Origin of the sequence: Altericroceibacterium xinjiangense (assembly GCF_003958635.1) — a bacterium.
Lineage (GTDB): Bacteria > Pseudomonadota > Alphaproteobacteria > Sphingomonadales > Sphingomonadaceae > Altericroceibacterium_A > Altericroceibacterium_A xinjiangense.
Map to the genome: position 1 here is coordinate 245083 of NZ_RSEK01000005.1, position 10676 is coordinate 255758.

Below are 10676 nucleotides of genomic sequence, written 5' to 3' on the forward strand. Positions count from 1 at the left end.
CCATTCGCCTCTCCCTCTCCAAACATGAGGACTTGTCTTGCCTGCTGTGACCGACTGCCTGAAATCTGCCTCGATCGCCTTTGTGACGATGGAAATCGCGCTTGAGCCCGGAATGCGCTGCTACAGCGGCGGGTTGGGCGTGCTGGCCGGGGACTATGCCCTGGCGGCGGCCGATATCGGGCTGCCGATGGTGTTCGTCACCCTCGCCAGCCGCGAAGGCTATGTCCGGCAGGGGATCGATGCCCAGGGGCACCAGATCGACGTACCCGATCCGTGGGACCTCGAAAAATGGGCGAAGCCGCTCGACCCGGTGGTGCGGATCGTGCTGGAAGGGCGCCAGGTCGCGGTGCGCGCCTGGGTGCATGAGCTGCAAGGGGAAGGCGGCGCGCGCATCCCGACCTTGCTGCTCGACACCGACTTGCCGGAAAACAGCGCAGAGGACCGCAAGCTGACTGGACGCCTCTATGGCGGGGACGAGCGCTACCGGCTGTTGCAGGAAGCCGTACTTGGAATGGCCACCTCGCATATCCTGAAGGCACTCGGCTGCACGATCGCGACCTTCCACCTCAACGAGGGGCATGCCGCCCTGCTGCCGGTGGAGCTGGTGCGAAAGGGGGCAAGCGTGGACGAGGCCCGGGATCGGTGCGTGTTCACCACCCACACTCCTGTGGCCGCCGGGCGTGACCGGTTCCCCTTGTCGCTGGCGGAGCGCGTGCTTGGCCCACAGACCCGCGGCCTGCTGGAACGGCTGGTGCCGGGTGAGCCCGAACTGGACATGACCCTGCTCGCCCTCGGGATGAGCCGCTATTCCAACGCGGTATCCTGCCGCCACGCCGAAACCGCGCAGGAGATGTACCCGGGCGTGACGATCCACGCGGTGACCAACGGGGTCCATCTCGGGCGCTGGACGGCTCCGGCGATGGCCGACGTGTTCGATCGGGACGCACCGGGCTGGCGAACCGATCCCGATTGCCTGCGCCGGATTGCCGGAATCGAGCCCGAGGAAGTGGCCAAGGCGCATGGCAAGGCACGGACGCACTTGATCGGGGAAGTCGAGCGGCTGAGCGGCATTGCCCTTGATCCGGACGCGCCGATCCTCTGCTATGCCCGCCGCATGACGGGCTACAAGCGGCCCGCGCTGCTGTTCCATGATCTGGAGCGGCTGCTGGAGATTGCCGAACGGCAGCCGTTCAGCGTGTTGGTGGCCGGCAAGGCCCACCCGAAGGACGATACCGGTCACGCGGAAATCGCCCGCATCCATCAGGCGGCGCGGGATTCGCGCGGGCGCCTTTCGGTGGTGTTCCTGCCCGGCTATGGCCTTGAGCTTGCGGCAAAGCTGGTCGCCGGGACCGATGTCTGGCTGAACGTGCCGATCCCTCCGCTGGAAGCGTCGGGCACCAGCGGGATGAAGGCCGCGGTGAACGGCGTCCTCAACCTCAGCACCCGGGACGGCTGGTGGCTGGAAGGCTACCGCGAGGGCCGCAATGGCTGGGCGATCGGCCAGGAAGGCGGGGACCCGGACGAACACGGTCCCTTGCTGCTCGAGATGCTGGAAAAGCAGGTCCTGCCGGAATGGTACGAGCACCGCGACCGGTGGCATTGCATGATGCGCGACGCGGTGGCGACCGTCGGCCCGCGCTTCAGCGCGATCCGCCCGATGCACGAATACGCGGCAGAGGCATACCGCCTGCCCGCCGGGTAAGGCCTGCGTCCGCTAGGGTGCGGACGCGCCGGCCTGCTGGTACTGCACGGCGAAAGACGGATCGCAGTCATAGGGATAGACGTGTTCCCCCGGCTTGCGCGTCCAGGCGATGTAGCGGGCGCCGGTATTGTCGAGCACCTCGGGGTCTTCGAACCACTGGGTGGCCATCAGCGTCGTGCCATCGGGGCTGAGCTTGTAGCGTTCGACCATGTGGACGGCCGCGCTGTGATCCAGGCCGTTGTTGGTGATCGTGGCAGGGGCAAGGTGAGTGGTGTCGATCACCAGTTCGTCCCCTTCCCAGTGGCCGATCGAATGGCCGGTTTTGGAATGGGGCGCATCGGCCGGCAAGTGTCCGCGCCCATCCATGAACACCAGTCGGACCTGATCGAAGTATTCGTGCTTGAACACGATCAGTTCGGGCGTCTGGTGAATCTCGAACGGGAACGGGCCCTGAAGCGAATAGACCATCGAGGGCGCGGCGCAGACGCGTGCCAGGGTCATTTCGTCCTCCGCGTTCCATTGCTGGGCGCGGGCCGATGCTTCAGGCTTGAGCTTGAGGCCGCCGAATTCGCCTTTCGGGAACTCGGCGATCCCGGTGTCGTCCAGCACCGCGGTTTCCGGCGGCAGCTTGTCCATCAGGGCCGGATCGGGGTTGTCGCCGGAAGCCGGTGACCAGAAGCCGGACAAGTCGGGATGGTCCTGCGCCGCGAGCGGCGCGGCGATCAGCGCCAGCGGCGCGAGGACGAGGAGCTGCGACCGCATCATCCGTCTCCTTGTCCGAAAGGCTGGCCGATCGGCTGCCCCTGGGCATCGGTAGCCCGCCTCAGCCGCAGGTAGGGCTTGCCGTCGCGCGCCGGCCAGCCTTCGACCGTCACCGTGTCGCCCGGCTTGAGCGCGCCGCGTGACCAGCCGCGCCGTGCCAGCACGACCGGTGCGTTGGTCTCCACCCGCCAGCGCTGTATCGTTCCGTCCTTTCCGGGTACCTCCAGCGCCAGGGTACCGTGCGGGTTGGTGAATCGGAATTCGGTGACCTTGCCGGTGACCGTCACCGTCTTCGACGGATCGAAGAACACTGCGAAGGAATGATGCGCTTGGGCGGCTGCGGGTGCCAGCAGCAGGGCAGGGAGAAGAGCCAGGTGAATGCTGGGGCGAACTCCCAGGCGGCTCCGACGCGCAGGCTTCATGATTGCATCCTCTCTTCGCTGTTTTCAGCGTGTTCGCCAGTGTCGGCTATCGGGCTGCGCAGGACAAGGGGCTTCGGAACCGGCCGGGAGCGGGGTCGTTCACTTTTTTTGCCCAGATAACGGAAATCCTTAGCGTTGCTGCCTGCGACCGGTCCCCGCCGAAAGATCAACTGGGGCACCCTGGCGCTGATCGTTCTGCTGCACGTCGCTGCGATCTTCGGACTGGCCCGCGCGTTCGCGCCCGATTTCACGACTCAGGCGATCCGCCAGGCGACCTCGCTCGTCACCGTGACGGTCCGCACGCGCGAACCGGAGCCTGAGCCGCTTCCCGAACCCGCGCCCACGCCTGAACCAGCCGCGGTTCCCGATGAAGGCGCCGCCGCGCCTGAAGCGCCGCGGGCGATCCCGAAGGAAGTTGCCGCGCCGGAGCCGGCGATCCCCATCTCCCGCGCCAGCCCCGTTCCCCCCGTCGCCTCAACGGGGTCGGAAAACGCTTCCGGCGCGGCCGATCAGGGCACGGGCACCGGCGGCGGCGGGGAAGGCGAAGGAACCGGCAGCGGCAATGCAGGGAGCGGCGCGGGATCGGGCGGAATAGCCCGTCCGCTCGAGAAGACCGCAGGTAACATCAGCGACGCACGCGATTACCCGCGCTCCGGCCGCGCGGCGCGCAAGGGCCAGGATGTGGTAATTGAGCTGTCCGTCGGCACCGACGGACGTGTGACCGGCTGCCGCGTGACGGATCCCAGCCCCGACCCGGAAGCCGACGCGATTACCTGCCGCCTTGCGATCGAGCGGTTCCGGTTCCGGCCCGCGCTCGACGCAGCGGGAAATCCCATCCCGGGCCGGTTCCTGTGGCGCCAGCAATGGTTTTGATGCGCCGCACAATCTGCTAGAGCATCGGCAGGGATATTCCGATTCAGGGGGAACGATGACCAAGATCACGCCGATCGTGCTTTGCGGTGGCAGCGGCACGCGCTTGTGGCCGCGCAGCCGCAAGACCAAGCCGAAACCGTTCCTGCCCTTGGTTGGGGAAATGACCCTGTTCGAGGCGACCCTCGACCGGTCGAACAATGCTGCGCAATTCGCCCCCCCGATCATCGTCACCGGCAAGGACCACCTTGCCCACGTCGAAGCGCAGGGCGGCAACGTCGATGGCGCGTCGATCATCGTCGAGCCGGAAGCGAAGAACACCGCCGCAGCGATTGCGCTGGCCGCTGAACGCCTGGCGCCCGACGCAATCATGCTGGTCTGCCCGAGCGACCACCACATTGCCGATGTCGCTGCCTTCCGGAATGCGGCGCTGGCCGCGGCCCGGCTGGCGGAACAAGGCTGGCTGGTCGCCCTCGGCATCGAACCGACAATGCCCGAGACGGGCTACGGCTATATCCGCCGGGGTGAGCCGCTGGAGGAAGGATTCCGCATCGCCCAGTTCGTGGAAAAGCCGGACCTCGCGCGGGCGGAACAATTCCTCGCGTCCGGCGAATACAGCTGGAACGGCGGAATCTTCGCCTTCCAGGCAGGGCGCTTCCTTGAAGAACTGGCCCGGCACCGGCCGGGCATCGCCGACGCCGTGCATACCGCAGTCGGTCGCGGACGGCAGGACGGGCTGCGGTTCCATCCGGATCCGGAAAGCTTCGCCGCGATCGAAAGCGAATCGGTCGATTATGCGGTGATGGAGCAGACCGACCGCGCCGCTACGGTGCCGGCTTCGATGGGCTGGTCCGATATCGGCAACTGGCAGGCGCTGCGCGACGCGCGCGAACGGGACGAAACCGGAAACTGCGCACGCGGGGAAGCCGAACTGGTCGATTGCCGCAACGTGCTGGTCGAAAGCGACGGGCCGCGCGTCTCCGTGATCGGGCTGGAGGACATTGCCATCGTGATCGACGGCAACGATGTGCTCGTCACCACAATGACCGGCGCGCAAAAAGTGGGCAAGCTGGGAGGCGCATCGCGGCAATGAAGGATGCGCCGGTCATTGCCCAGACGATCCAGCTGGCCTTGGCCCCGGCGTTCCTGATGGTTGCCATCGGCAACTTCATGAACACGCTTTCCTCCCGGCTCGGGCGGGTGGTGGACCGCTCGCGCGAGCTGCAGGAACGCCATGCCGGCACAGAGGGCTCGGAACACGACGCGATCGTGCGCGAGATCCGGATGGTCGATCGCCGCATCCATCTGATCGGCCGGGCAATCCTGCTGCTGGTACTGGCGGGGCTCGGCGTCGGGATCGTGGTGATGATGCTGTTCGTGGAAGAATTCGCCGCGCTGAACCTCAAGGGGATGATCGCGAGCGTGTTCAGCGGTGCCATCATCCTGCTGGTTTCGGCCCTGCTGCTGTTCCTGCGCGAAGTGCGTCAGGCGACCGAGGCGCTGCGCATCCCGGAAACCTACCTTGAGCTGGAGCGGAAGCTATGAACCGGGTGTCGTTGCGCGTTGCCTGCCTGATGGCGGCCTTGTCATCGGTTGCGCTGTCCGGCTGCGCGGCCGAAGCCGCGCCGGCATGGCGCACCGGCACGCTGGACGAATTCGCGCTCAATGCCGCGTTTCCCTCCGCCGACCCGGTGTGTGCGCTCCGCTCCGGTGAGCGGACATACGGGTTCGAGCAAGTGCTCGGCGGGACGTGTCCCGATCCGCAGGCGCGCCGCCGCTTGTCTATTGCCGCGCAGTTCAACAACGACCGGCGCAGCTGGGATGAACTGGCGCGGATTGCCTGCCCTGCGGGATCGGCGCCCGCGCCGTTCACGGTTCAGGTCCGGCAGGATGCGGGCCGCGTGGTCGCCTGCGTTCCCGCGAACGCCGCGCCGGATACGGTTGCGGTCACCTTTCTAGCGATGCCGCGCACCCGCAACCAGCTGTTCACCTACGATGGCCCGGCGCTCATCTACACGATGGAGCTGACGACAGATCGCACGCGCCAGCGTGGCGATTTGCGGGTCTTCGGGGAATTCCTCCGGCGCGTTACGCTTCAGGGCGCCCAGCTGACGGTCGATTGACCGGAGGGTCGTGCCGCCGGAAGCGGTCTGCCTCTATGCGTGCACTCCAGCCACTTGGGTCAACTACCTGTGGGCGGGGCGAGAAGCTTCTGGCCCTGCTGGCGGATCGCGCCTTCCACGATCGGCTCGATGAACCCAAGTGCGGGCGGTAGCGCCAGCGTGAAGACGACCTGCCGCTCCTCGATCTCCACGTCCCCGGCAAAGCTTTGCCCCATGGCGCTGACGGTCATCGTCATGCGGTCCTCGCTTGGCCACGACGTGGCGACTTGCGCGCCCGGGATGTGATCGCCCAGCGTGTGGCTGTTGCCCCGCAGGCGCTGCCGGACTGTCGCCTTGTCGAGATCGTGGGGAATGGCAACGCGCATCAGGGATTCTCCATGGGCTCATCGCCCGTACCGTACTTGTATTCCAGGAAGCGGGTGCGGATCGCGAGGTCGTCCAGCGCTCCGTCAGCCAGCTGGCGAGTGACTTCGTCGATTTCCTGGCTGATCTTGCCGAGGCTTTCGACGATCTGCCGTTCGGGAGTCGATCCCACGCGTTCTTCCTTGCGCAGGTGGGGCGGGATCTTGCGATAGGCGTCGATCATCCCCGGCAGCGTTTCGCCCACCAGCTTGCGCGTTTCGATCGCAGCGGGATGAACCGGATCGACGCCTTCCAGCTGCAGACCAAGGGCATCGAGCTGGACCCCGATCGTGTCGACGATCTGCACTGCGGGCGGGGGCAGGGCGGGGCGCTGGTGTTCCAGCCACAATTCCGTCCGCCCGACCATCTGCCGCACGTCCCCGCGGTTGAGATCCTCCCGGCGCGGGGTCTTTGCCGTCGGAAACGCGCCGAATACCACCACTGCGGCGACGATCGCCAGCGCGACCAGCATCACTCCCGTGAGGCCGATCCCGCCGACCACCAGCCCGGCAGCGATCGCCGCCAGCAGGATCGCCGCGACCGAGGCCGCGATCAGCTTGGCCCGGCGCACCAGCGCGCGGCGCTTCAGTTCGGCCGAACCGCGCCCGATCGAAGGCGCGCGCCGCCCGCCCTGCCGCTGGTGCTGCAGGGACCGGCTGGCGCTTTCGATGATCGCCTGGCTCTGGTGGGCTTCTCCGGCCAAGGTGCCGCTCCTAGTCCAGCGACAGCAGCGAAGGCTCGCTGGCCGCCTTCTGGGCCTGCGCCTGCCCTTCGGCACGGGCGATGTAGCCCCTGGACCGTTCGACCTCGCCCGACAGGACATCGACGGTCTGCTTCATCGAATCCAGCGCCTTGAGCTTGTACTGATCGACTTCGTCCATCGTGTCGTAGATGTTCTGGAACGCGCGTTGCAGGGTTTCCAGCGGGATCGTGGAGCTTGCTGCCTGTTCGTGGATCTTGCCGGTCTGCTCGCGCAGCATCTTCCCGGTCGAATCGATGATCCCGGCCGTCGTCGTGTTGAGCGCGGTGATCTGCTGCAGCACCAGCCGCTGGTTGGTCATCGCCTGGGCGACCGTCACCGCGGTGCGCAGCGCGCCAACCGTGGTCGTGCTGGCGCGGTCGACGCCCTTCACCAGTTCCACGTTGTTCTTCTTGACGAGATCGAGCGCGAGATAGCCCTGCACGCTGACCGCCATCTGGGTCAGCAGGTCCTGCGCCCGCTGGCGGACATAGAACAGCGCGGTTTCGCGGATCGCCTTCGCCTTGGCCGGATCGGTCGCGTCGAGCTCCTCGGCCTTGTTCTCCAGCCGGGTGTCGAGCGTACGGGCGATGTGGATCATCTGTTCCAGGTTGCCCATCGCTTCCCACAGCTTCTGCCGTTCGACATCGATCGCGGCGTTGTCCATCAGCAGCTCATCCTTGCCGCTGGCGAGGCGGGCAAGGATCGCCTGGATGTGCCCTTGCGCGGAAGTGTAGCTGTCGAAGTAATTCTTCAGCTTGTTGCCGAAGGGAATGATGCCGAGCAGTTTGCGGCCCGATGAAAGCTTGCCCTGGCGCGCGGGATCGAGTTCTTCCACGGTACGGCGCAGCTCGGCAAGATCGGTGCCGACGCCGCTGTCCTGGTCCATCGCGCGGACCGGCCGATCGAGGAAGCGGCTCGACATCTTGGCCGCCGCCGCAATCTCGGTCCGGCCCATGTTGGTCAGCTGGTCGACCTTCTTGCCGAAATCGGGCGAATTCGAATCGAGCGCGACCAGTTCGGACACGAAGCCTTCGACCTTCTCGTCCAGCTTGGACTTCTTTTCCTCACTGACCGGCACGAGCCCGACGGCCTTTTCTGCGCTGACCTGCGGGACAGGATCGGGCGGGGTCAGTTTCAGGTCGGTTCCCGTCGCAGTTGTGGTCCCTGTCGGCGTGCTGGCCATGCGCTCATCGCTCCTACTTCGGTTTTCCGGCGCTTCTGTTTTCCGGGCGCCCCGGATTTGTGGCCGGTTTTCTGGCGCCCAAGATGGGCCAGCTGTTCCCGCACTGCAAGCCGCGCGGCGCCAGCGGACGCCGGGGTTCGACGAACCGCTTTTTTCCGGGCCCCTCTGGCGCGGATAACAATATGGCGGGAATGACGATTCTTCGCACCAGCGTGCTTGCAGCCGTACGACCGCTTTGCTAAGGGCGCCCTCCTACCCGGCGGGAGACCATCCCGCCGCAAGCATGATGCGGTCGTGGCGGAACTGGTAGACGCGCAACGTTGAGGTCGTTGTGGGCGAAAGCCCGTGGAAGTTCGAGTCTTCTCGACCGCACCAAACAGTCTAAGTAGCTGACTTAGAACCAAGAAATTGCGAAACCAAGCCGGAGATCGCGCAGTTCTGCGGGTCTCCGGCCCGGTGCTTTCGGAAGGTGAGGCCAGGAGATTTCTCAGGCGTCGCCCAAAAACGGTTTCTCACCCAGAAGTCTCCCGCGCAAAGATTCTCGCCTCAACTCCTGGCAGCGTCGATCCGATGCAATTGCTGATCATCCTCCGGTGCCCAAGGATTGCCTGCGGGACTGAGAGGGTAGCAAACAGACAGATCCAACCAGTCTCCTGAATACAAATATCCGTAAGCCTTCCAGATTGCTCCGTCTAACCTGCGGAAAGTGCGAGAGAATTTCTGCCGGATTCGGAGTTGGGGTGAGCAGACACAAGAAGTTCGAGTCTACTGCAAGGGCACCATACAGTCTTCTGACAAAATAGGTTTACGCCTTCGGGCGACGCTGCTGCCCGATGGCGCGCAGTTCTGCGGCCCTTGCGGGTGGGCCGATCGACAGCTGAGGCCGGGAGATACGGGCAAACCGAGACGTTCAGGCAGCATTTCGCCCGCAGTCTCTGCCAGCAAAAAGCCCGCCTCAACTCGGGCGGGCGTACCTGGGGCAGTTCCTGAGGACGCTATACCAGACCGAACAGTGTGTGCTGCTCGGACCAGCTGAACGGGATCTCCATCTCGAGCAGCTGCTTGCGGTCGAATCGATCCGCGAGCCTGCCGTCGATCATCGCTTCCACAACTTGAGGGCTGAGCCAGCTCACGCGAAGCAGCTTCGCCATTTGCTTGCGGCAACGCCCTTCGCGCGCTGCGACGGTGCTCAGGGATTCTCCCGGTGCAGCAAGGAGTAGTTGCTTCACTTTGTGGGCTTCCCTCAAGAGCTTCACCAGCGCGCGATCTGGAGCGTTTGAGGCATTGCCGCCGCTCAGCTTTAGCTTGGCTTCCCTGAATGGCTTGCGAGCGGGGAGAGGGAGCTTCAGCGGCAAGGGATCACCCGGTGTTTTCAGTTCGAGAGCATCGGAAGAGATAAGAAGTTCCAGATGATCATTGCTCACGCGAATCGCACAGAGGAGCGTGCGCACGACTTCCGGCCAGTTGCCCTCGCTCGCGAGCCGGTCCTTCAATTGCCCGGCCTGGTCGATCACCCTCCGAAGCGTCTGCGCCTCATCCAGCTTCAGCCAGCGGCGCAGTGCATGTTCGTCCGCCAGCAGCTTGCGAAGTTCGTCGATCACATACCGGTCGAGGCTGCGCATGGCGAACCGTGTTGCAGCTGGGCTGCCGGGCCGGGCCAGATCCCGCCGGGTTACGTAATAGCGGTACTGCCTTGTTCCCTTGCAGGTGAAGGTCGGTACAATCGGACGTCCTTGATGATCGGTCAGTAGTCGTGCGAGCAACGCATCCTGCCGGTCATTGGTCGAGCGCTTTCTCGGAGGCGCTTTGGTCGCCAGGCGGGCCTGCACGGCGGTCCAGAGCTCTTCATGGACGATCGCCTCGTGCTCGCCGGGATAGGTCTTGCCCTTGTGCACGATCATTCCGCGGTAGACGGGATTCTTGAGCAGATGAAAGAGGCTGCCCCGGCGGAACGGAATGCCGCCACGATGCGGTCCGCTCGTCCTGCGCTGAACCTTGGTTCGTATCCCTTCTGCCTCAAGTTCGGCCAGAAGCGCGCTCGCGGAAGACGCTTCGATGTAGCGGCGCATGATGTGCCGAACGCGTTCAGCCTCTTCCGGCACAGGTACGAGCTTGCGCTCGACCACCTCGTACCCGAGCGGAACCGGTCCTCCCATCCACAACCCCTTCTTCTTGGAGGCGGCGATCTTGTCGCGGATGCGTTCGCCAGTAACCTCGCGCTCGAACTGGGCGAAGGAAAGGAGGACATTGAGCGTGAGGCGTCCCATGCTCGTGGTCGTGTTGAAGGCCTGTGTGACCGAGACGAAGCTTGCTTGTCTTGCGTCCAGGCGCTCCACGATCTTCGCGAAGGGACTGTCAGGAATTTCGTGTGTGGCGGGCGGTTTGAATATTATGCCGCCATGGCTCTGATGAAGCGCTCGCCGAAGATGACGGCGAACTGGGCCTTGGCCATGGTCCACTCACGTGGCGG

General features: G+C 65.2%; 11 protein-coding genes and 1 tRNA gene. 6 read left to right on the forward strand and 6 right to left on the reverse strand.

The features are described from left to right. Nucleotides 1–46: 46 nt before the first annotated feature. Complete coding sequence (glgP, locus tag ELY13_RS08295) at nt 47–1702, forward strand: alpha-glucan family phosphorylase (protein ID WP_241233601.1); 1656 nt, start codon at nt 47–49, stop codon at nt 1700–1702. Between the two features lie 12 nt (nt 1703–1714). Here the strand turns inward: glgP and ELY13_RS08300 are convergent, their stop codons facing one another. Both ELY13_RS08300 and ELY13_RS08305 read right to left on the reverse strand, forming a co-directional pair. After that, nucleotides 1715–2464 (reverse strand): hypothetical protein, encoded by a 750-nt coding sequence (locus tag ELY13_RS08300; protein WP_126173420.1) that lies wholly within the window; start codon nt 2462–2464, stop codon nt 1715–1717. Beyond that, nucleotides 2464–2886, reverse strand: a complete 423-nt coding sequence (locus tag ELY13_RS08305; protein WP_126173421.1) for a DUF6152 family protein — start codon at nt 2884–2886, stop codon at nt 2464–2466. The genes ELY13_RS08300 and ELY13_RS08305 overlap by 1 nt, the downstream gene beginning before the upstream one ends. A gap of 135 nt (nt 2887–3021) precedes the next feature. Between ELY13_RS08305 and ELY13_RS08310 the strand changes: the two genes are divergently transcribed. From ELY13_RS08310 to ELY13_RS08325, 4 genes are read left to right on the forward strand one after another with little or no spacing between them, the layout of a single operon-like run. After that, complete coding sequence (locus ELY13_RS08310) at nt 3022–3759, forward strand: TonB family protein (RefSeq protein ID WP_126173422.1); 738 nt, start codon at nt 3022–3024, stop codon at nt 3757–3759. 55 nt (nt 3760–3814) lie between these two features. Beyond that, complete coding sequence (locus tag ELY13_RS08315; protein ID WP_126173423.1) at nt 3815–4849, forward strand: mannose-1-phosphate guanylyltransferase; 1035 nt, start codon at nt 3815–3817, stop codon at nt 4847–4849. Continuing rightward, on the forward strand, nt 4846–5301 hold the full coding sequence (locus ELY13_RS08320; protein ID WP_126173424.1) for a DUF2721 domain-containing protein: 456 nt from the start codon (nt 4846–4848) through the stop codon (nt 5299–5301). Before ELY13_RS08315 ends, ELY13_RS08320 begins: the two co-directional genes overlap by 4 nt. Beyond that, entirely contained in the window at nt 5298–5879 is a 582-nt protein-coding gene (locus tag ELY13_RS08325) for a hypothetical protein (RefSeq protein WP_126173425.1), read from the forward strand. Before ELY13_RS08320 ends, ELY13_RS08325 begins: the two co-directional genes overlap by 4 nt. Nucleotides 5880–5938: 59 nt before the next feature. Here the strand turns inward: ELY13_RS08325 and ELY13_RS08330 are convergent, their stop codons facing one another. Genes ELY13_RS08330 through ELY13_RS08340 form a run of 3 tightly spaced genes read right to left on the reverse strand, consistent with a single transcriptional unit; the run spans nt 5939 to nt 8206 of the window. Beyond that, on the reverse strand, nt 5939–6244 hold the full coding sequence (locus ELY13_RS08330; protein WP_126173426.1) for a polyhydroxyalkanoic acid system family protein: 306 nt from the start codon (nt 6242–6244) through the stop codon (nt 5939–5941). Next, complete coding sequence (locus tag ELY13_RS08335) at nt 6244–6984, reverse strand: hypothetical protein (protein ID WP_126173427.1); 741 nt, start codon at nt 6982–6984, stop codon at nt 6244–6246. The genes ELY13_RS08330 and ELY13_RS08335 overlap by 1 nt, the downstream gene beginning before the upstream one ends. 10 nt (nt 6985–6994) lie before the next feature. Beyond that, nucleotides 6995–8206 carry a toxic anion resistance protein gene (locus tag ELY13_RS08340; RefSeq protein ID WP_126173428.1) on the reverse strand — a complete coding sequence of 404 codons (1212 nt, stop codon included), beginning with the start codon at nt 8204–8206 and terminating at the stop codon, nt 6995–6997. 288 nt (nt 8207–8494) lie between these two features. Between ELY13_RS08340 and ELY13_RS08345 the strand changes: the two genes are divergently transcribed. After that, nucleotides 8495–8581 (forward strand) — tRNA-Leu (locus ELY13_RS08345). 620 nt (nt 8582–9201) lie between these two features. Here the strand turns inward: ELY13_RS08345 and ELY13_RS08350 are convergent. Then, nucleotides 9202–10542 (reverse strand): recombinase family protein, encoded by a 1341-nt coding sequence (locus ELY13_RS08350; protein ID WP_164549747.1) that lies wholly within the window; start codon nt 10540–10542, stop codon nt 9202–9204. Nucleotides 10543–10676 lie beyond the last annotated feature (134 nt).

Coding starts and splice junctions, on each gene's coding strand:
- ELY13_RS08305 (WP_126173421.1), bottom strand. CDS start 2,886: ATGAAGCCTGCGCGTCGGAGCCGCCTGGGAGTTCGCCCCAGCATTCAC.
- ELY13_RS08330 (WP_126173426.1), bottom strand. CDS start 6,244: ATGCGCGTTGCCATTCCCCACGATCTCGACAAGGCGACAGTCCGGCAG.
- ELY13_RS08325 (WP_126173425.1), top strand. CDS start 5,298: ATGAACCGGGTGTCGTTGCGCGTTGCCTGCCTGATGGCGGCCTTGTCA.
- ELY13_RS08315 (WP_126173423.1), top strand. CDS start 3,815: ATGACCAAGATCACGCCGATCGTGCTTTGCGGTGGCAGCGGCACGCGC.
- ELY13_RS08340 (WP_126173428.1), bottom strand. CDS start 8,206: ATGGCCAGCACGCCGACAGGGACCACAACTGCGACGGGAACCGACCTG.
- ELY13_RS08320 (WP_126173424.1), top strand. CDS start 4,846: ATGAAGGATGCGCCGGTCATTGCCCAGACGATCCAGCTGGCCTTGGCC.
- ELY13_RS08300 (WP_126173420.1), bottom strand. CDS start 2,464: ATGCGGTCGCAGCTCCTCGTCCTCGCGCCGCTGGCGCTGATCGCCGCG.